This window comes from Kitasatospora sp. NPDC001660 (assembly GCF_053596725.1).
This window is the reverse complement of sequence record NZ_JBSFGU010000021.1, coordinates 110,431-129,415: the sequence shown is the minus strand read 5'-3', so window position 1 is coordinate 129,415 and position 18,985 is coordinate 110,431. Positions and strand designations below refer to the sequence as shown.

The following is an 18,985-nucleotide window of genomic DNA, read 5'->3' as shown; positions in this document are numbered from 1 at the left end:
GCCGTGGATGGAGTCGGCACACCGGGGCTCCGCGAACCAGGTGACGTCCGGTACCAGCATGAGCGGCGCGTGTGGCAGGGTGGGCGGCGCGGCGGTTCATCGCTCACCTCCCGAAAGATGCCAAGCGCACGCACACGACGGCTCCATGCAGAGACACACCAGCGCGATAGCCCTGGACATCTCCCGGATTCCACCGGGACAGGCCCAGTGCGCGTCGAGCTGGCATTCGGCGCTGATGTAGCGCCCGGCTCTGCTTACGTCGAAGCGGATCACGATGCCGGTCGGCGAGTACGCCCGGCGGGCGGCAGCGGTCACGACCAGGCCCCCACATCGATCATGTTGAAGTCCTCCAGTTCGACCCAGACGACGACCTCGCCCGTGGCGTCGATGGAGCCCCACCCACAGCCCGACCGAAGGATGTCGAGTACCTCGGTCCACTGCGTGGACGAGGTGTCGGCCGGAGCGGTCGTTGAGAGCCGGACGCGACCGGCCTTCCCCTTGGTGATTCGCACCGGAGCCCCAGCGGCTTGACCGAGAGAGGCCTTGAGCAGGCTTGTGCGCATGCTGATCTGCACCGACGTTCCCCTTATCGGTACGACGAAATCGTATCGATAGAGTAGCGCCGCGAGCGTTACGGTGTCAGCCGCAACGCACCATTCGGAGCGAGGAGGCTGGGGCATGAGCGACACGCCCTCTTACCTGCACGTCGCGGACGCCCTGCGCGGCCACATCACCTCCCGGCGGCTTCAGCCAGGTGATCGAATGCCGTCCATCAGTGCGCTCCAGCGCGAACACATGGTCTCGGCGGGCGTGATCCAGCGGGCCTACGCCGTACTGATCGACGAAGGGCTCGTGCTCGCACGCCCGGGCGCCGGTTACTACGTGAAGTCCCAGGAGCCACCGGCCGTTCTGGTGCGGCGCCAGCGCGTGGCGCCTGGCGACGGCTCCCCGACCGAGGCGACCCTCGCCCGGCAAGGCGTGCTCGGCACCTGGCGGCACGAGTCGCAGCCTCGTGCCGCCGACGCCCGGATCGCTGCCCGACTGGAGATCCAGCCCGGCGATCCGGTGATGCACACCAGCTACGTCTACCTGGCCGATGGCGAGCCAGCTCAACTCGCCGAGAGCTGGGAGCCCATGGCCATCACCGGCGGCAGCCTGATCGTTCTGCCGGAGGCCGGTCCGCACGCAGGCATCGGCGTCGCCGATCGAATGGCTCTCATCGGCATCGAGGTCGGCGTGCCAGTCGAGCGAGTCAGCGCCCGCCAGGCGACGCGACCCGAGGCTCAGACCCTCAGCGTCGCACCGGCCGTGCCTGTCATGGCAATTGAGCGCACCTACTACGACCAGGCCACCGCCCGCCCGGTCGAGACCGCCGACATCGTCCTGCTCGGCTCGCGCTGGATCGCCGAGTACGGTCGCCGCCCGCAGAACTGAGCCCCGCCGCCGGATGACACATCCGGCGGCGGGGCCCGTCTTATCTCGCTCAGGCGTCCAGCGCCTCGGGCTCGCGCTCGACCTGCTCCTGCTGCTTCTTCGAGGCCGTCAGGCTGGTCACCGTGGTGACGGCCAGCACGACCACGATGAAGCCCAGCGAGAACGGGATGCCGATCTCCGGCACGTGCGCGCCGGCCTCGTGCAGCGCGTGCAGCACCAGCTTCACGCCGATGAAGCCGAGGATCACCGACAGGCCGTACGACAGGTGGACCAGCTTCTTCAGCAGCCCGCCGATCAGGAAGTACAGCTGGCGCAGGCCCATCAGGGCGAAGGCGTTGGCGGTGAAGACGACGTACGGGTCCTGGGTCAGGCCGAAGATGGCCGGAATCGAGTCCAGGGCGAACAGCACGTCCGTGGTGCCGATCGCCAGCATGACGATCAGCATCGGGGTCATCAGCCGACGGCCGTTCTCCCGGACGAACAGCTTGGTGCCGTGGTACTTGTCGGTGGACGGGAAGCGCTGCTCGATCGACTTGAGCAGGCGGTTCTCCTCGAACTCCTCGTCTTCCCCTCCGGCCCGGGCCTCCTTGATCAGCTTCCAGGCGGTCCAGACCAGGAAGCCGCCGAAGATGAAGAACACCCAGGAGAACTGCGACACCAGGGCCGCGCCGCCGGCGATGAACACCGCCCGCAGCACCAGCGCGATGATCACGCCGAACATCAGCACGCGCTGCTGGTAGACCCTGGGCACCGCGAACTTGCCCATGATCAGGATGAAGACGAAGAGGTTGTCGACGCTGAGCGACTTCTCGGTGATGTAGCCGGCGAAGAACTCACCGGCCGGCTGCGCGCCGGAGTGCCACCAGAGGAAGCCGCCGAAGAGCGCCGCCAGCACGATCCAGACGGCCGTCCAGATCCCGGCCTCCCCGACCGAGACCTCGTGCGGCTTGCGCCCCCCGATGAAGAAGTCCGCCACGATCAGTGCGATCAGCACACCGACCGTGGTGGCCCACATGGCTACGGAAACGTTCACTACTGCTCCTCCGGCAGCTGGGCGAGACGGTCATCGTCACTGCCGGAGGTCTCTTCCGCCCGCCGGGCCGCACCCGGTTCGGACCAGCGCCCCGGGGCGCCACGACGGGCGCCCGTGATGACGGGGCTACTGCCACGAGGAATACTCCCCTCCGCTGCCATCGATGGTAACAGCAGATCCAAGGAAGAGTAAAGAAGGTAAAGGGCCGTCAGAGGAACGGCTCGATCGCCGGCAGCAGGTCCTGGAAGGTCCGCCCGCGGGCCGGGGCGCCGATCGCCTGCATGGCCCAGCCGCCGGAGCCGTCGCGGAACACCTTCGCCATGATCTGGCCGGTGTGCGGCCCTCCCCCGGCGAGCTCGTAGCGGGCCAGCTCCAGCCCGGTCGTCTCGTCCACCAGGCGGCAGTGCGCGTTCCGCACCTCGGCGAACGTCTGCCCGGTGTACGAGCTCACCGTGAACACCACCTGGGTGATGTGCGCGGGCACGCGCAGCAGGTCGACCAGGATCGCCTCGTCGTCGTCCGCGCCCGAGCCGCCCTCCAGGTTGTCGCCGGTGTGCCGGACGGAGCCGTCCGTGGACTCCAGGTGCTGGAAGAACACCACGTCGGAGGGCGTCTTCTCGGCGTACAGCAGGGCCGAGGCGTCCAGGTCGATCTTCCGGGTACGGCTGCCGAACAGGCCCCGCTTGGGCGCGGCCTGCCAGCCGAGGCCCATCCGGACCACGGTCAGCACGCCGCCCGAGCCCTTCTGCAGGCTGACCTTCTGCCCCTTGGCCAGGTTCACCGACACGACGTTGTCCTCTCTGCCCGGCCGCGCGGTCGGTCCCCGCTCGGCTCCCCGCTGGAACACCCCGTCGCCGTCCCCCGGCAGAGGCCCCCTCGTCTTCCGGCCCGCCACCCCGTCCCGAGGGCACGATGCCGCAGGCCAGCCTAGGGCCTGCCACCCCCTCCCACCCCAAGCGTTCGCCGGTTTGTGGCAAGGCTGAGACACCGTCGGGCTTGACCGGTGTCGAACCGGCCAAGCCCGACGGCCCCGGGCGTCAGATCAGGCGACCCCCGCCTCCCGCATCTGCCGCAGCTCCCTCTTGAGCTCCTTCACCTCGTCGCGCAGCCGCGCCGCGACCTCGAACTGGAGGTCGGCGGCGGCCGCGTGCATCCGGTCGGTCATCTCCTGGATCAGCTCCGCCAGTTCGGCGGCCGGCATCGACGTGGCGGGCTTTCGATCCGCGCCCAGCATCGGCACCGGCGCCTTGCCGCCCTTGGCCGCCGTGCCGCGGTAGCCGGTGGAGAGCAGCTCGTCGGTGTCGACGTCCTCGCGGGCGAGGGTGTCGAGGATGTCGCCGATCTTCTTCCGCAGCGGCTGCGGGTCGATCCCGTGCTTCTTGTTGTAGGCCTGCTGGACGGCGCGGCGGCGATTGGTCTCGTCGATCGCCTTCTCCATCGCGGGGGTGATCTTGTCCGCGTACATGTGGACCTGGCCCGAGACGTTGCGGGCGGCGCGCCCGATCGTCTGGATCAGCGAGGTGCCGGAGCGCAGGAAGCCCTCCTTGTCCGCGTCCAGGATCGCCACCAGGGACACCTCGGGCAGGTCCAGGCCCTCGCGGAGCAGGTTGATGCCGACCAGCACGTCGTACCTGCCGGCCCGCAGCTCGCGCAGCAGCTCGACGCGGCGCAGGGTGTCCACGTCGCTGTGCAGGTACCGGACCCGGATGTCCAGGCCGAGCATGTAGTCGGTGAGGTCCTCGGCCATCTTCTTGGTCAGCGTGGTGACCAGGACGCGCTCGTCCCGCTCCACCCGCTTGCGGACCTCGTGCACCAGGTCGTCGATCTGGCCCTCGGTCGGCTTGACGATCACCTCGGGGTCGATCAGGCCGGTCGGACGGATGATCTGCTCGACCTGGCCGTCGCCGCGGGACAGCTCGTACGGACCGGGGGTCGCCGACAGGTACACCGTCTGGTCGGTCCGCTCCAGGAACTCCTCCCATTTCAGCGGGCGGTTGTCCATCGCGGACGGCAGGCGGAAGCCGTGCTCGACCAGCGTGCGCTTGCGCGAGGCGTCGCCCTCGTACATCGCGCCGATCTGCGGGACGGTGACGTGCGACTCGTCGATGACGAGGAGGAAGTCCTCGGGGAAGTAGTCCAGCAGGGTGTTCGGCGGGGAGCCGGGCTCGCGGCCGTCGAAGTGCATCGAGTAGTTCTCGACGCCCGAGCAGGTGCCGATCTGGCGCAGCATCTCGATGTCGTAGGTGGTGCGCATCCGCAGCCGCTGGGCCTCCAGCAGCTTGCCCTGCTTCTCCAGCCTGGCGAGCGTCTGCTCCAGCTCCTTCTCGATGCCGCCGATCGCCCGCTCCATGCGCTCCGGGCCGGCCACGTAGTGCGAGGCCGGGAAGACGTAGACCGAGTCGTCCTGGCTGATGATCTCGCCGGTGAGCGGGTGCAGGGTGTAGAGCGCCTCGATCTCGTCGCCGAACATCTCGATCCGGACGGCGAGCTCCTCGTAGACCGGGAAGATCTCGATGGTGTCGCCGCGCACCCGGAAGGTGCCACGGGTGAAGGCGACGTCGTTGCGCGCGTACTGGATGTCGACGAAGCGGCGCAGCAGCACGTCCCGGTCGATCTCCTGGCCGACCTTGAGCGGCACCATCCGGTCGACGTACTCCTGCGGCGTGCCGAGGCCGTAGATGCAGGAGACGGACGCGACCACGACCACGTCCCGGCGGGTGAGCAGCGAGTTCGTCGCGGAGTGCCGCAGCCGCTCGACCTCCTCGTTGATCGAGGAGTCCTTCTCGATGTAGGTGTCCGTCTGCGGGACGTACGCCTCGGGCTGGTAGTAGTCGTAGTACGAGACGAAGTACTCGACCGCGTTGTTCGGCAGCAGTTCGCGGAACTCGTTGGCCAGCTGCGCGGCCAGCGTCTTGTTCGGCGCCATCACCAGGGTGGGTCGCTGCAGCTTCTCGATCATCCAGGCCGTGGTGGCCGACTTGCCGGTGCCGGTGGCCCCCAGCAGGACGACGTCCTTCTCCCCGCCCTTGATCCGCCGCTCCAGCTCGGCGATCGCCGCGGGCTGGTCCCCGTTGGGCTGGTAGGGACTGACGACCTCGAAGGGCGCCACTGACCGCTCAATACTCGTGATGGGTCGCACGAGTCCACCGTACGACCCTTCACTGACATCGCGGGCGGCTTCGCTCAGGCCCGGTCGCAGAGGACGCAGGCCGGGTACCAGGCCAGCGGGACGAGGACGCGGTGCCGGACGCAGGTGGCTGCCGCCACCTCCGTGCGGTCGGCGGGCGGCACGGGCTGCGGGCGGGTGTCCTCGACCATGAGTCGCAGGGCGCGCAGGTGGCCCTCGACGTACGGGGGCTCGTAGCCGAGCTCGTCCCAGCGGTGCCGGGTGAGCGCCAAGTCGACGACGGCCAGCGCGAAGGCCCGGTTGCGCTCCGGCTCGGCACCCCAGTCCAGGTCCTCCAGCCGGAGGCCGACCGTGCCCCGGCCCATCAGGGACTGGTCCTGTCGCGCGAGGTCGGCGGCGAACCCGTACTCCCAGTCCCGGCGGGCCAGGGCGGTGACCGCGAGCATCAGGACCTCGACCAGCACCTCGGTGGCGCCGTTCGTCAGGTCCAGCTCGTGGCCGCCGCCCCGGAAGACGTTCACCCGAGCTTCGCGCTGTCGCGGGCGAGGGCGACGAGGCGGGAGACGGCGCGGAGGTACTTCTTGCGGTAGCCGCCGCGGAGCATGTCCTCGGGGAAGACCTGGTCGAAGGGCAGGCCCGAGGCGGTGATGGGGAGCTCGCGGTCGTACATGCGGTCGGCGAGGACGACCAGGCGCAGGGCGGTGGACTGGTCGTCGACCTGGCGGACCCCGCGCAGGCAGACCGCCGTGACGTCGTCCAGCAGGGCGCCGTAGCGGCTGGGGTGGACGGCGGAGAGGTGGGCGAGGAGGGCGTCGAAGTCGTCGAGGGACGCACCGGGGGTGCGCGCGGCGACGGCGTCGACGGTCTCGTCCGGGTACGGCGGCGGGGCGTCCGGCAGGCCGCGGTGGCGGTAGTCCTGGCCGTCGATCCGCATCGGGCGGAAGTGCGCGGACAGGCCCTGGATCTCGCGCAGGAAGTCGGCGGCGGCGAAGCGGCCCTCGCCGAGCTTCTCCGGCAGCGTGTTCGAGGTGGCGCACAGCTTGACGCCGTTGTCGACCAGGCGGCCGAGCAGGGTGGAGACCAGGACGGTGTCGCCCGGGTCGTCGAGCTCGAACTCGTCGATGCACAGCAGCGTGTGCCCGGACAGGGTCTGGACGGCCTGCTGGAAGCCGAGCGCGCCGACCAGGTTGGTCAGCTCGACGAAGGTGCCGAAGGCCTTGGGGCCGGGGGCGGCGTGCCAGAGCGACGCGAGCAGGTGGGTCTTGCCGACGCCGTAGCCGCCGTCGAGGTAGACGCCGGCCGGGCCGGTGGGCACGGGGGCGCTGCGGCGGAACCAGCTGCGCTTGGGCGCGGAGCCGTTTCCCCCGCCGAGGGTGCCGGCGAACTGCTCCAGGACCTGGACCGCCTCGTACTGGCTGGGCTGGGTCGGGTCCGGGATGTACGTCCCGAAGCTCACGTCGGCGAACCGGGGCGGCGGGACCATCTCGGCGACCAGGCGCTCGGCTGGTACCACGGGGCGGCGGTCGGTCAGCGCGATCGGGGAGCCGGGCGCACTCGCGACGGCTATGGACTCGGTCGCGGTGGCGGGGTGGGGGGCTGCGGGCACGTTAGTAGAGGGTACGCCTGCTCCCGGGCCCCTCGGGACGGGCCACCGGGCAGGTCTCCGGGCGGGCCGCCGGGCGGGCCCCGGGTGGACGGCCGTCGGTGGAAAACTGGAGGCATGCACCTGTTGATCAGCCCGCTGACCGAGCCGGTCGCCGACCCGAGCTCGCTGGAGTCGCTCGCCGCCCTCTACGCGTACCCCGACCAGGTGAATCGGGGCCGGCCGTGGCTGCGTGCCAACATGGTGGCCGGTCTGGACGGCGGTGCGAAGCTCGACGGCCTGTCCGAAGGCCTCTCCGGGGACGCCGACAAGCGGATCTTCGGGGTGCTGCGCGCGCTGTCGGACGTCGTCCTGGTGGGCGCCGAGACGGTCCGCGCGGAGGGCTACCGCCCGGCCCGGGCCCGGGCCGAGTTCGCGGCGGCGCGGGCGGCGGCCGGGCAGGCCCCGGCGCCGGCGATCGCGATCGTGAGCCGCTCGCTGGCGCTGGATCTGAGCGCGCCGCTGTTCACCGAGCCGCCGGCCAGGACGGTGGTGATCACCACCGCGGACGCCCCGGCCGAGCGCCGCCGGGCGGTGGCCGAGGTGGCCGACCTGGTCCTGGCCGGGGAGGGCTCGGTGGACCTGCGGGCGGGCGTGTCCGCCCTGGTGGAGCGGGGCTGGACGCGGTTGCTGAGCGAGGGCGGCCCGCGGCTGCTGGGACAGCTGGCGGCCGCGGACCTGCTGGACGAGTTGTGCCTGTCGCTGGCCCCGTTGATCACGGGCGGCGACGCGCCGCGCATCGTCCACGGTGCGCAACTGCCTGACGTGCGGCGGATGCGGCTGGTCTCATTGATCGAGCAGAAAGGATTCCTCTTCACCCGCTACCTGCGTCACCTGCGTTCGGATGACCCCATGACCCCCTGATCGCGATCCCGTTCCCCTTGGGGGCCTTTCGTCCGCGCGGCCCGCGTACCGGTGTGCAGCGGGCCGATTCCGCCGGGCACTATGGGATACGACGCCGGGGCCCGGGGGCCGGCCAGTGGAAGGGACTCACGTGTTCAAGACGGTACTGATGATCGAAAAGGCGCTCTCCGACGCGGACGTGGAGCTCGTCACCACGCTCCACAGCGACGAGAAGGTCTCCTTCGTCGTCCTGATGCAGCCGCGCGGCAGGCAGGACGAGCTGCTGCGGGCGCTGGACGACGTCGCTCTCGGCCACCTGGACAAGGTGGTGCACGAGCACGACGAGTCCGAGAGCGGGCCGACGGTGGCGTCCGAGTCGCTCGAGCACAGCCTGCGCCACCTGCGCGAGGCCGGCGCCGAGGCGGTCGGCGAGCTGGTCGAGGACAAGCCCCTGGAGCGGCTGAAGACGGTGGTGCGGGAGCAGGAGGCGGACGAGGTCGTGGTGCTCACCTCACCGCACTTCGTCGAGGAGTTCTTCCACCGGGACTGGGCCTCGCAGGCCCGGCACAAGGTCGGCGTCCCGGTGCTGCGGCTGTTCGCCAGCGACTCCTGAGCCGACCGACCCGACCCCGACCTTGGTGCAGAATCGTCCTTGCGGTCCGTCCGCGAGGACGATTCGCACGTCGCCCCGCGGGCGGCAGCCGCCCGCCCACCATCCCTCCTTGCCCGCCGCCGGGCAGGAGGGGCCCATCGCCGCAACGGAGCCCCGCCTTGAACGACGCCGCGCACGACCTGCACGCCCCGCACTTCATCGGCATCGGCGGCGCCGGCATGTCCGGCCTGGCGAAGATCCTCGCGGTGCGCGGTGCCAGCGTCTCCGGCAGCGACTCCAAGGAGTCCGAGACCGTCCTCGCCCTGCGTGCCCTCGGCGCGACCGTGCACGTCGGCCACGCGGCCGAGCACGTGCCGGACGGCACCAGCAGCGTGGTCGTCTCCAGCGCGATCCGCGCCGACAACCCGGAGCTGGCCGCGGCCCGCGAGCGCGGCATCCCCGTGGTGCACCGCTCCGACGCGCTGGCCGCGCTGATGGGCGGGCGCCGCGCGCTGGCCGTCGCCGGCACCCACGGCAAGACGACCACGACGAGCATGCTCGCCGTCGCCCTCGGTGAGCTGGGCCTGGACCCCTCCTACGCGATCGGCGGCGACCTCGACGCACCGGGCTCCAACGCCCACCACGGCACCGGCGAGATCTTCGTCGCCGAGGCCGACGAGAGCGACCGCAGCTTCCACAAGTACGCGCCCGAGGTGGCGATCGTGCTCAACGTGGAGCTGGACCACCACGCCAACTACGCGTCGATCGAGGACATCTACGAGTCGTTCGAGACCTTCGTCGGCCGGATCACCCCGGGGGGCACCCTGGTCGTCTCGGCCGACCACGACGGCGCCCGCGAGCTCACCGCCCGGGTGGCCGCGCGCAGGGGCCTGAACGTCGTCACGGTCGGCGCCGCCGAGGACGCCGACGTCCGCGTCCTGTCGGTGGTCGCCCGCGGCATGACCAGCGAGGTCACCGTCCTGCTGGACGGCGTCGAACTGACCTTCACCGTCTCGGTGCCCGGCCGCCACTACGCGCACAACGCGGTCGCCGCGCTGACCGCGGGCGTCGCGCTGGGCGTCCCGGCCGCCGACCTGGCCAAGGCGCTCGGCGCCTACACCGGGGTGCGGCGCCGGCTCCAGCTCAAGGGCGAGTCGGGCGGCGTCCAGGTGATCGACTCCTACGCCCACCACCCGACCGAGATGGCCGCCGACCTGGAGGCGATCCGCGAGGCGGCCGAGGGCCGCGTCCTGGTGGTCTTCCAGCCGCACCTGTTCAGCCGCACCCAGCAGCTCGCCGAGGAGATGGGCCAGGCGCTCGCGCTGGCCGACGCCTCGGTCGTGCTGGACATCTACCCGGCCCGCGAGGACCCGATCCCGGGCGTGACCAGCGAGCTGATCATCGACGCGGCCCGCCGGGCCGGCGCCGACGTCACCGCCGAGCACGACTTCGCCGCCGCCCCCGCCCTGCTGGCCGGCCTCGCCCGCCCGGGCGACCTGCTGCTCACGATGGGTGCCGGGGACGTCACGAACCTGGGCCCCGCCATCCTGAATCATTTGAGTAGGGGTCTGGGGCACCTCGCGAACGTTGCCTCCAACGCCTGACGCACGCCGACGGGAGCCGTGATGAGCTACGAGATCGAGAAGACCGACGCCGAGTGGCGGGCCGAACTCTCCCCCGAGGAGTACCACGTGCTCCGCGAGGCGGGCACCGAGCGCCCGTTCACCGGCGAGTACACCGACACCAAGACCGTCGGCGTCTACGGCTGCCGGGCCTGCGGCGCCGAGCTGTTCAGCTCGGAGACGAAGTTCGACAGCCACTGCGGCTGGCCGTCCTTCTACGATCCGCGCAGCTCCGACGCCGTGGAACTGCTGGAGGACGACAGCCTCGGGATGCGGCGTGTCGAGGTGCGCTGCAAGCGGTGCGGCGGACACCTCGGCCACGTCTTCGAGGGCGAGGGCTACGGCACGCCGACCGACCTCCGGTACTGCATCAACAGCATCTCGCTGACCCTGAAGCCGGCGGGATGATCCGAGCGGAGGGGCCCGGGTGTCCGTGACATCCGGGCCCCTCGGCTACCCGGCCACCGGCGCGAAGCGGACCGGAAGGTGCACCAGGGCACGGTGGAACGGCCCCGGGCGCCAGAGCAACTCCTGGGCGGGCAGGGTGAGTTCGAGGTCGCTCAGGCGGCTGGTCAGCTGCTCGATCGCGGAGATCGCGATCAGCAGGGCCGGGTCCCGGGCCGGGCAGGCGTGCGGGCCCGCCGCCCAGGCCAGGTGGGCGCTCTCGCCGCTGCGCAGCTCGGGGCCGTCGGTCGGCGGCGCCGCCTGGGAGTTGGCCGCCGCGTAGGAGACGAGCATCAACGAGCCGGCCTTGATCTCGCGGCCGTGGAAGGTGATGTCGTACCGCGGGTAGTGGGCCGAGAGGTTGGCCAGCGGCGGCTCGTGCCAGAGCACCTCGTCGATCGCCTGGTAGGCGGTCATCGCGCCGCCGAACAGCGAGCCGGCGTAGCGTTCGTCGGTGAGCAGGCGCAGCAGGGCGTTGCCGATCAGGTTGGTGGTCGGCTCGTGCCCGGCGATCATGGTCAGGGTGATCTGCCGGATCACCTCGTCGTTGTCCAGCCCGGCCGGGTGGGTGACGAACCAGGAGGTGAGGTCGTGCCGCGGGCGCCGGCGCCGGTCGGCGACCATCTCGGTAACCACGGCGAGGAGGTCCCCGTAGGCGGCGACGGCCTTCTCGGTGGACTCGATCATCTTGGAGATGCCGGCCACCAGCCGGTCGCTGTGCTCCTCGGGCACGCCGAACCAGGTGTTGAAGACGAAGACCGGCAGCTGGCGGGCGTACTCGGCGATGAGGTCGGCGGTGCCGACGGCCTCGAAGCGGTCGATCAGCCGGTGGGCGACCTCGCCGACGCGGCGCTGGAGCACGTGCGGTTCGAGCAGCTTGAGGCCGTCGGTGATCACCGCACGGTAGCGGTCGTGGACCTCGCCGTCGCTGAACAGGGCGGTGGGGCGGTAGCCGAGCACGACCAGGAGCGGGGAGTCCGGCGGGACGGTCCGCTGCCAGGCGCGGGAGTCCTTGGAGAAGGTGTCGGTGTCGCGCAGGAGGTCCAGCGCGGCCTGGTAGTCGGTGACGAGCAGGCCCTCGACGCCGGGCGCGACCTCGACCGGGGCGACGGCGCCGTGGCGGCGCAGCCGGTCGTAGACGAGGTGCGGGTCGGCGGCGAACACCGGTCCGTGGATCGGCGTCGGACGGGTCTCGGTGGTCACGGTCCCTCCTGGGGTTCCGGGCCGGCCGGCAGGCCGTCCAGGACGTGCTCGGTGAGCGCGATCAGCGCGTCCAGGCTGGCGCCGCGCTCGCGGGCGTCGCAGAGCACGAGCGGGGTGGCGGCGTGCAGGTCGAGGTGGGAGCGCAGGACCTCGACCGGGTGGACGGGCGCGTCCGGGAAGCCGTTGACGGCGACGGCGTAGGGCAGGCCCTGCTCCTCGACCATGTCCATGATCTCGAAGGAGTCGGCGAGCCGGCGGGTGTCGGCGAGCACCAGGGCGCCGAGGGCGCCGCGGGCGATGTCCTGCCAGAGCGGGAAGAAGCGGCGCTGGCCGGGGGTGCCGAACATGTAGAGCACGACGTTGCCGGGCAGGGTGAGCCGGCCGAAGTCGACGGCGACCGTGGTGGTGGTCTTCTCCGGCAGGTCGGCGAGGTCGTCGACCGGGCGGCCGGTCTCGGTCATCGCCTCCTCGGTGTGCAGGGTGGCGATCTCCGAGAGGGTGCGGATGAGCGTCGTCTTGCCGACCCCGAACGGGCCGGCCACGACGATCTTCATCAGCGCCTGGTCCCGGTCGGGCAGGTAGCCCACCCGGCCGGGCCGGTCGGCCGGGCTGCCGGGGGCCGGGCTACCGGAGCGTGCGGAGTCCAACGAGGAGCCTCTCGACGATGGAGCGGTCGGTCTGCTGGGCGCGCGGGACCGGTGCGCGGGCGTTCAGGCAGCCCGCCTCGACCAGGTCGGCCGCGAGGAAGACGGTGGCGCTGACCGGCAGGCGCAGGTGCGCGGCGGCCTCCACCACGGTCAGTGCGCCGGGGCGCAGCAGCTCCCAGAGCCGTCCGTGTTCGTGTTCCAGCCCCTGCGGCGGTTCGGCGCCGGCCGCGTACAGCACGGTCAGCCGTTCGAAGCCGGGGGTGCCGGGGCGGGTGCGGCCGCCGGTGGCGAGGTAGGCGGGCACCATCCGCCTGCGGGGTACGGCGGTCATGACCGGGGTGTGCCGTCGGGCTGCCGGGCCGGGCTCGCGAGCGCGCGGCCCAGGGCGGCGACCTGGACCTGCATCTGGTAGGCCACGTTGCCGAGTTGGGCCTCGGGCGAGGTGAAGACGGCGAGCGAGGTGTTCTCGCCGGCCGGGACGACGACGGCGTAGCCGAGGTCGGACTCGACCACGGTCTGGGCCAGCCGGGGCTGGGCGCTGTCGGTGAAGGCGGTGGTGAACGCGCGGGCGGCGGCGTGCACGGTGGCGGTCATCGCGGCGACCCGCTCGGCGGAGGCGCGGCCGAGGCCGTCCGAGGCGCCCTCGACGAGGCCGTCGCCGGTGGCGATGACCGCGTGCAGCACTCCGGGGAGTTCCAGCAGCGGGGTGAGCACCCACGAGATCTCGTCGGTGGCGGTCGGGCTGGGCGTGCTGCTCACTGCTCGGCTCCTTCGGGGGTCTGGGGTTCGCCCGTGGGCCGGCGTTCGCCCGTGGGCTGAGCGGCGCTGTCGCGGGCGGCCGCGGCCACGGCGGCGCGGCCCTCGCCGGTGCCCTGCTGGAGGGCTCTCCAGTGGGCGGCGGCCCGTTCGGGCGTCCGGGCGGACGCCTCGGCCGGGGGGTGTTCGGCGGTGCGGGCGGGGGCGGCGGCGGGCCCGGCCGCGGGGGCGGCGAGGGGCTGGCGGCGGCGCCGGCTGGGCAGGCCGCTGCCCTCGCCGCGGCCGGCCTCGCCGGGCCGTCCGGTGCCGGACCCTCCGGTGGGGGCGAACGGCACGACGTGCATGGCGGGCGCCGGGTGCGGGCCCGGCTGGTGGTGCCGGTCGGCGAGCGGGGGCAGCCCGGCGTCCTCGTCGGCGTCGCGCATCGGCGGGACGGCCTGGACGGTGGGCGCGGGGGCGGGCCCGGCGCCGGCCCGCAGCGGCAGGGGGGTGAGCACCGACAGCGGCTGCTCGTCGTCGACGACGGTGACGAGCGCGGCCGGGATGCGCAGGATCGTCCGCATGCCGCCGTAGGGCGAGGGCTCGATGTGGCAGGAGAAGCCGTACTGGCGGGCCAGTTTGCCGATCACCGCGAAGCCGGTCTTGGGCGGGTTGCCGAGCTCGGTGAGCAGGACGTCGGGCGGGCCGGCCAGCAGGCGGCGGGCGCGGCGCAGCTGGTCGTCGTCCATGCCGATGCCACTGTCGTCGATGATCACCAGCGCGCCGCGGCCGCCCTGCTGGACGGTGACCGGGACGTCGGTCTCGGGGTGCGAGTAGGCGGTGGCGTTGGCGAGCAGTTCGGCGACGGTGATGGCGAGCGGCTCGGCGGCGCGGGCGACCACGGCGAGGCGGTTCTCGCGCAGGTGGTTGGCGACCTTGATCCGCGCGTAGCCGGGCACCCGGGAGAGCGCGCCGACGACGACCTCGGCGAGCGGGGAGTCGCTGCGGGCGAGGCCGGGCCAGGCCTCGCAGAGCACGGCGACGGTCTGGATCCGGCGCAGGGCGACCTCGTTGCGGAAGTCGACCTCCAGCAGCCGGGGGTCGTCGTTGTCGTCCTGGAGCTGCTGGACCAGGCTCTGGATCTGGTAGAGCAGCGTCTGGATCTTGGAGGTGGCGCCGCGCATGGCGGCGCGGGCGGCGGCGTCGACCCGCTCGCGCTCGTCGGTGATGGCGGTGGCCGCGGCGTCGAGGACGGCCTGGAGCGCCTCGACCGCGTCCGGGCCGACGACCTGCGCGAACAGCGGACCCACGGCCGGGGCGTTGACGTGGCTGAGCCGCACCGCGGTGGCCGGGAGGCGTTCGTCGGCCAGGTGGCGGACCTCGGCGAACAGCGCGGCGCCCCGCTCCTCGGCGACGGCGAGGCGGCGCTCGGCCTCGGCGGCCCGGGTGTCGGCGGCGGCGGTGCGGCCGTCGGCCTCGCGGGTGGCGTCCTGCGCGTCGCGGGCGGCGTCCTCGGCGGTGCGGACGCGTCGCTCGGCGTCGCGGGTGCGGTCCTCGGCGGCCCGGTAGCGGGTCTCGGCGTCGTCGGCGGCCTCCCGGGCGGCGGTCGCCGACTCGTGCAGCCGGTGCTCGGCGCGGGCGAGCCGTTCCTCGGCGGCGCGGGCGCGCTGCTCGGCGATGTGGGCACGCTCCTCGGCGACCGCGGCCCGGGTGGTGGCCCGGGCCCGGCCGCGGGCCAGCACGCCCGCCGTCGCGGCCAGCGCCGTGGTGATCAGCGCGATCAGCGCGATCTGCGTCATTGACTTCCTCGGGGGTTCCTCGGTGGGTTCCTCGGTGGCTGGCGTGCTGGCGGGCGGGCCGGGCCCGGTCAGTCCCGGTGGCCGATGTCGGGGAAGATGCGCCGGGCGTGGACGGAGTCCTCGGCGATCTCGCGCGCGACGAGGGCGACCTGGCTCATCGCCTCCAGGACGTTCGGCGCCTCGCCGCCGTCCAGGTGCCGGTACTCGGCCGCGACGGTGAGCACCAGCCGCTCGGGCAGGCCGAGTTCGGGGTGACGCTGCTCGGCGATCACCCGCCGGGCGGCGTCCAGTGCGGGGATCCCGGCGGCGTGCAGGGCGTGCGCGCGCTCGCGGACGTACGCGAGGTACGCGATGTGGGCGCGGACGCCGTCGCGGTCGAGCACCGGGCCGTGGCCGGGGACGACGATCTCCGCGCCGGTGTCGAGGATCCGCTCGCACGCGGCGATGACGTTCTCCAGCGGGCCGGCCCAGTGCGACGGGTGGTCGCCGGGCTGCTCGGGCGTCGACCCGAAGATCACGTCACCGGCGAACACCGTCTTCTGGCGCGGCAGGTGGACGATCAGGTCGCCGCCGGTGTGGGCCGAGGGCAGGCCGGTGACGTGCACCGGGTACTCCCCCACCGTGAGTTCGAGCTCGCCGGTGAAGACGGTGTCCGGGCGCACCGGCTCGGTCTCGGACCAGTCGAAGCGGCCGAAGTGCTCCAGGAGGTAGCCGCCGAGCGGGGAGTCCGGGTCGCCCCCCGCGACCAGCGCGTGCTGCTGCTGCGGGGTGGGCTCGTAGTGGATGTGCTCCAGCGCCTCACGGGTGGAGATCACTTCGGCGTCCGGGACGACGCCGGCGCCCCAGAGGTGGTCGCCGTTGGCGTGCGTGACGATCACCCGGTCGATGGTGGCGCCGTCGGCCAGCACCCGGCGGCTCTCGGCCAGGAACTCCGAGGCCATCGCCCGGTCGTAGGGGGTGTCGATCCAGAGCGCGGTCTTCGGGGAGGTCAGCAGCCCGCAGTTCGCCAGTCCCCAGCCCCGCTTCGGGGGGAGCCACACGTGGAGGTCGTCGGCGATCGCGCTCAGGGAGGCACGGTTGATCGTCATGTGCGCGATTATGCCGACGATATGTCAGGAGCGGGGCAAAACCTGTGCGATCGCCGCGAGTTCGTGCCCCAGACGCTCCCGAACCGTCCGGATTCGCCCCCTCTGGTCGAGACCAATCATCTCATCGGGCGGGACGGTACGTGGACACCGCGAACTTCCGCGGTTCACCGCGCGGGGTACGGGGCCGGGTCAGGGCACCGGCAGGATCCGGCACACCTCGACCGTCACGTCCACGATGTCCAGGCCGATCACCCGCCCCTCGACCGCGACGAATCCTTTCTCCCCCGAGCGGAAGAGCGCCGCCAGCGGCGATTTCCGGCCCGCCCCCGCGAGCGCCTCCACCGCCATCGCGGACCCGAATGCGAACACCCCGCACAGCACGACGCACGGCGCGTGCCGGAGCGTGCGGGTCACGAAGATGAAGCCGTGGTCCCGGATCAGTTCGTCGGCGGCGTTGTACAGCGCCTCGAAGGTCATTCCGCCCCAGCGGGCGCGCGCCGCCTCCGGGTACTCGATGCGGAAATCCGGGAATACCGTGCCCAGCACGCCCGCGGTGTACGGGTTCACGCTCGGGCCGCCGATCGAGAAGGTCGGCATCCGCGGGTCCTGCGCGCCGGCCGCGACCAGCTCGATCGTCGCCTTCCGGTTGACCTTCCGGAGCAGGTCGATCAGCTGGGCTATCGCCCTGGCCTCGGCCATCGGCATGAACAGCACGTTCCTCGGCGCCCGTCCGGTCAGCCGCAGGCCGTCCTTGGCGAAGGCGAACTCCGCGACCTCGATGCTCGGGGTGATGATCTGGACCCGGCTGTACGGTGCGAGCAGCGCCCGGAGGAAGCCGTACCGCAGGAACAGCCGGGTGCGGGCGAGGAAGCGGGCCGCGAGGAAACCGATCACGGCCGGAACCGATGCGATCAGAACCTGAACCAGGATCTCCATATCATCCCCCGGGGGAAGACTCGGCCACGAACTGTGTGCCGTCAGGTAAGTCCCCGCCGGAGGCCGGAAATACCCCCTCGCCCGCGGTTCACCGGGTCCGTCCATCGGGAATTCTTTCGACGCTCCGTCAACAATCCATCCTGGTGGGCGACTTCACCGACCGAGCCGCTTGATGCCCTTGAACTCCCCGGTGCGCGCTCGTACCCGAGCCAGGCGTTGACCGCGAGCATCGGCGCGTTGGTCTCGTCGTTGGAGGTGTACGCCGCGTGCGGGCCCGCCGGCCCCCGGGCCCGGGCCGCCTCCGAACTCTCCCACCCAACCGGCACCCCAGCTGCGTCAATGCGGCGGGGCAGGGGCTGGAGTCCCTCATCGCCGGGCTGACAAGCTCAAATAATGCTCTGAGAAGACCGGATGGGGCTTGGCAGCCACCCCGCCCGGGGACATTCTCGGCAGCACGGCCCACGGGCGGTCCCGGCGACGGCGCCCGCACCACCCGACGGCCCCCCACCCAGCCCTCCGAAGGGGGCGTACCGATGACTTCCCCTGCACTGAACCTGCCCGCGCGGGCGACCGGCGGTGCCTCCGTCCCGGCCGGCAGGGCACCCGCGCCCCGGCTCGGCGTCGGCCTCGGCTGGCGCCGCGAGATCGACACCGTGGTGGAGCGCCAGCCCGGCCTGGACTGGGTCGAGGTCGTCGCGGAGAACGTCTGCGCCGACCACCTGCCCACCTCTCTGACGGTGCTGCGCGAGCGCGGTGTCACCGTCGTCCCGCACGGGGTCTCGCTCGGCCTCGGCGGCGCCGAGCGGCCCGCCCCCGAACGCCTCGCCAGGCTCGCGGGAGCTGCCGCCGCGCTCGGCTCGCCGCTGGTCACCGAGCACCTGGCGTTCGTCCGGGCCGGCGGCCTGGAGGCGGGCCACCTGCTGCCCGTCCCGCGCTCGTGGGACGCGCTGCGGGTGATCGCCGAGAACGTCCGGATCGCCCAGGACCAGCTCCCGGTGCCGCTCGCGCTGGAGAACATCGCCGCCCAGCTGGTCTGGCCGGACGACGAGCTGACCGAGGGGCAGTTCCTCGCCGAACTCGTCGAGCGCACCGGCGTCCGGCTGCTGATAGACGTCGCCAACCTGCACACCAACCGGGTCAACCTCGGCGTCGACCCGGCCGCCGAACTCGACCGCCTGCCGCTGGAGGCGATCGCCTACGTGCACGTCGCGGGCGGCACGATGGTCGACGGCGTCTGGCACGACACCCACGCCCACCCCGTCACCGAACCGGTGCTGGAGGTGCTGGCCGAACTGTGCGCGCGGGTCGCGCCGCCCGGCGTCCTGCTCGAACGGGACGCGGCCTTCCCGCCGCCCAGCGAGCTGGCCGGTGAACTGGACGCCATCCGCCGGGTGCTGGAGGGGAGCAGCCGACCATGACCGAGCAACTCGCGGAGGATCTCACCACAGCGCGGGAGGAGCTCGCGCGGCGCCAGGAGGAGCTGCTGGCCGCCCTGGTGGCCGGCGGTCCCGTCCCGCCCGGCTTCGACCCGGCGCAGGTCCGCGCCCAGTCCACCGGCCTCGCCGCCAAGCGGCGGGACACCGTCGCCCGCGTCGCGCCCGAGCTGCCCCGGCTGCTCGGCCGGCGGTACGGGCCGCTCTTCCTCGCCTACGCCCGCACCCACTCGCAGACCGCCGGCTACCGCACCGACGCCCGGGCCTTCACCGCGTGGGCGCTCACCCACGCCCGCCCGCTGGCCGCCGACTGCCGCCGGGGCCTGGAGCAGTGGCTGCACCCGCTGCCGGCCCGTCCGCCGGGACCGCTCACCCGCCTGCGCCGGGCCCTGCGGCGCCGGTGACTC

General features: G+C 72.5%; 18 protein-coding genes and 1 pseudogene. 6 read left to right on the top strand and 13 right to left on the bottom strand.

What is annotated here, in order from left to right; genetic code table 11:
• Positions 1 to 311: 311 nt before the first annotated feature.
• The gene (locus tag ACWCXH_RS23015; RefSeq protein ID WP_449803323.1) at positions 312 to 575 is read right to left on the bottom strand and encodes a hypothetical protein; all 264 of its coding nucleotides are present in this window, start codon (positions 573 to 575) and stop codon (positions 312 to 314) included.
• 103 nt (positions 576 to 678) lie between these two features.
• Here ACWCXH_RS23015 and ACWCXH_RS23010 point away from each other — a divergent pair, with 103 nt between their 5' ends.
• Positions 679 to 1,434 (top strand): GntR family transcriptional regulator, encoded by a 756-nt coding sequence (locus tag ACWCXH_RS23010; protein WP_449803322.1) that lies wholly within the window; start codon positions 679 to 681, stop codon positions 1,432 to 1,434.
• 49 nt (positions 1,435 to 1,483) lie between these two features.
• Here the strand turns inward: ACWCXH_RS23010 and ACWCXH_RS23005 are convergent, their stop codons facing one another.
• The 5 genes from ACWCXH_RS23005 to zapE form a co-directional block, all read right to left on the bottom strand.
• Entirely contained in the window at positions 1,484 to 2,449 is a 966-nt protein-coding gene (locus ACWCXH_RS23005; RefSeq protein ID WP_449803328.1) for a TerC family protein, read from the bottom strand.
• Positions 2,450 to 2,675: 226 nt separating this feature from the next.
• Positions 2,676 to 3,254: a TerD family protein gene (locus ACWCXH_RS23000; protein ID WP_449803321.1), complete on the bottom strand. Its 579-nt coding sequence runs from the start codon at positions 3,252 to 3,254 to the stop codon at positions 2,676 to 2,678.
• A 255-nt stretch (positions 3,255 to 3,509) separates the two neighbouring features.
• A complete protein-coding gene (uvrB, locus tag ACWCXH_RS22995) occupies positions 3,510 to 5,606 on the bottom strand; it encodes an excinuclease ABC subunit UvrB (protein WP_449803320.1) in 2,097 nt (698 codons plus the stop codon).
• A 44-nt stretch (positions 5,607 to 5,650) separates the two neighbouring features.
• Positions 5,651 to 6,115, bottom strand: coding sequence for a hypothetical protein (locus ACWCXH_RS22990; protein WP_449803319.1), 465 nt, complete (start codon positions 6,113 to 6,115; stop codon positions 5,651 to 5,653).
• Positions 6,112 to 7,161 (bottom strand): cell division protein ZapE, encoded by a 1,050-nt coding sequence (gene zapE, locus ACWCXH_RS22985; RefSeq protein ID WP_449803327.1) that lies wholly within the window; start codon positions 7,159 to 7,161, stop codon positions 6,112 to 6,114. The genes ACWCXH_RS22990 and zapE overlap by 4 nt, the downstream gene beginning before the upstream one ends.
• A 153-nt stretch (positions 7,162 to 7,314) precedes the next feature.
• Here zapE and ACWCXH_RS22980 point away from each other — a divergent pair, with 153 nt between their 5' ends.
• The 4 genes from ACWCXH_RS22980 (at position 7,315) to msrB (ending at position 10,701) form a co-directional block, all read left to right on the top strand.
• A complete protein-coding gene (locus ACWCXH_RS22980) occupies positions 7,315 to 8,100 on the top strand; it encodes a pyrimidine reductase family protein (protein ID WP_449803318.1) in 786 nt (261 codons plus the stop codon).
• A gap of 130 nt (positions 8,101 to 8,230) precedes the next feature.
• Positions 8,231 to 8,692 carry an indole-3-glycerol phosphate synthase gene (locus ACWCXH_RS22975; RefSeq protein WP_449803317.1) on the top strand — a complete coding sequence of 154 codons (462 nt, stop codon included), beginning with the start codon at positions 8,231 to 8,233 and terminating at the stop codon, positions 8,690 to 8,692.
• A gap of 158 nt (positions 8,693 to 8,850) precedes the next feature.
• Positions 8,851 to 10,275 (top strand): UDP-N-acetylmuramate--L-alanine ligase, encoded by a 1,425-nt coding sequence (gene murC, locus ACWCXH_RS22970; protein ID WP_449803316.1) that lies wholly within the window; start codon positions 8,851 to 8,853, stop codon positions 10,273 to 10,275.
• A gap of 21 nt (positions 10,276 to 10,296) precedes the next feature.
• Complete coding sequence (gene msrB / locus ACWCXH_RS22965; RefSeq protein ID WP_449803315.1) at positions 10,297 to 10,701, top strand: peptide-methionine (R)-S-oxide reductase MsrB; 405 nt, start codon at positions 10,297 to 10,299, stop codon at positions 10,699 to 10,701.
• A gap of 45 nt (positions 10,702 to 10,746) precedes the next feature.
• On the opposite strand, the gene ACWCXH_RS22960 is transcribed toward msrB, so the two are convergent.
• The 7 genes from ACWCXH_RS22960 to ACWCXH_RS22930 form a co-directional block, all read right to left on the bottom strand.
• On the bottom strand, positions 10,747 to 11,940 hold the full coding sequence (locus tag ACWCXH_RS22960) for a cytochrome P450 (protein ID WP_449803314.1): 1,194 nt from the start codon (positions 11,938 to 11,940) through the stop codon (positions 10,747 to 10,749).
• Positions 11,937 to 12,587 carry a GTP-binding protein gene (locus ACWCXH_RS22955; protein ID WP_449803313.1) on the bottom strand — a complete coding sequence of 217 codons (651 nt, stop codon included), beginning with the start codon at positions 12,585 to 12,587 and terminating at the stop codon, positions 11,937 to 11,939. Before ACWCXH_RS22955 ends, ACWCXH_RS22960 begins: the two co-directional genes overlap by 4 nt.
• Complete coding sequence (locus ACWCXH_RS22950) at positions 12,565 to 12,918, bottom strand: DUF742 domain-containing protein (RefSeq protein ID WP_449803312.1); 354 nt, start codon at positions 12,916 to 12,918, stop codon at positions 12,565 to 12,567. The genes ACWCXH_RS22955 and ACWCXH_RS22950 overlap by 23 nt, the downstream gene beginning before the upstream one ends.
• Positions 12,915 to 13,346 carry a roadblock/LC7 domain-containing protein gene (locus ACWCXH_RS22945; protein ID WP_449803311.1) on the bottom strand — a complete coding sequence of 144 codons (432 nt, stop codon included), beginning with the start codon at positions 13,344 to 13,346 and terminating at the stop codon, positions 12,915 to 12,917. The genes ACWCXH_RS22950 and ACWCXH_RS22945 overlap by 4 nt, the downstream gene beginning before the upstream one ends.
• The gene (locus tag ACWCXH_RS22940) at positions 13,343 to 15,121 is read right to left on the bottom strand and encodes an ATP-binding protein (protein WP_449803310.1); all 1,779 of its coding nucleotides are present in this window, start codon (positions 15,119 to 15,121) and stop codon (positions 13,343 to 13,345) included. Before ACWCXH_RS22940 ends, ACWCXH_RS22945 begins: the two co-directional genes overlap by 4 nt.
• Before the next feature lie 68 nt (positions 15,122 to 15,189).
• Complete coding sequence (locus tag ACWCXH_RS22935; RefSeq protein WP_449803309.1) at positions 15,190 to 16,209, bottom strand: MBL fold metallo-hydrolase; 1,020 nt, start codon at positions 16,207 to 16,209, stop codon at positions 15,190 to 15,192.
• A gap of 189 nt (positions 16,210 to 16,398) precedes the next feature.
• Positions 16,399 to 17,103, bottom strand: coding sequence for a hypothetical protein (locus ACWCXH_RS22930; protein ID WP_449803308.1), 705 nt, complete (start codon positions 17,101 to 17,103; stop codon positions 16,399 to 16,401).
• A 575-nt stretch (positions 17,104 to 17,678) separates the two neighbouring features.
• Between ACWCXH_RS22930 and ACWCXH_RS22925 the strand changes: the two are divergent.
• A pseudogene (locus tag ACWCXH_RS22925) lies at positions 17,679 to 18,982 on the top strand (multinuclear nonheme iron-dependent oxidase).
• Positions 18,983 to 18,985: the final 3 nt, after the last annotated feature.

Bases quoted from the DNA above. Each gene is read 5' to 3' on its own strand.
- ACWCXH_RS23010 (WP_449803322.1), top strand. From the start codon at position 679: ATGAGCGACACGCCCTCTTACCTGCACGTCGCGGACGCCCTGCGCGGC.
- ACWCXH_RS22980 (WP_449803318.1), top strand. From the start codon at position 7,315: ATGCACCTGTTGATCAGCCCGCTGACCGAGCCGGTCGCCGACCCGAGC.
- ACWCXH_RS23005 (WP_449803328.1), bottom strand. From the start codon at position 2,449: ATGTGGGCCACCACGGTCGGTGTGCTGATCGCACTGATCGTGGCGGAC.
- ACWCXH_RS22950 (WP_449803312.1), bottom strand. From the start codon at position 12,918: ATGACCGCCGTACCCCGCAGGCGGATGGTGCCCGCCTACCTCGCCACC.
- msrB (WP_449803315.1), top strand. From the start codon at position 10,297: ATGAGCTACGAGATCGAGAAGACCGACGCCGAGTGGCGGGCCGAACTC.
- ACWCXH_RS22940 (WP_449803310.1), bottom strand. From the start codon at position 15,121: ATGACGCAGATCGCGCTGATCGCGCTGATCACCACGGCGCTGGCCGCG.
- ACWCXH_RS22935 (WP_449803309.1), bottom strand. From the start codon at position 16,209: ATGACGATCAACCGTGCCTCCCTGAGCGCGATCGCCGACGACCTCCAC.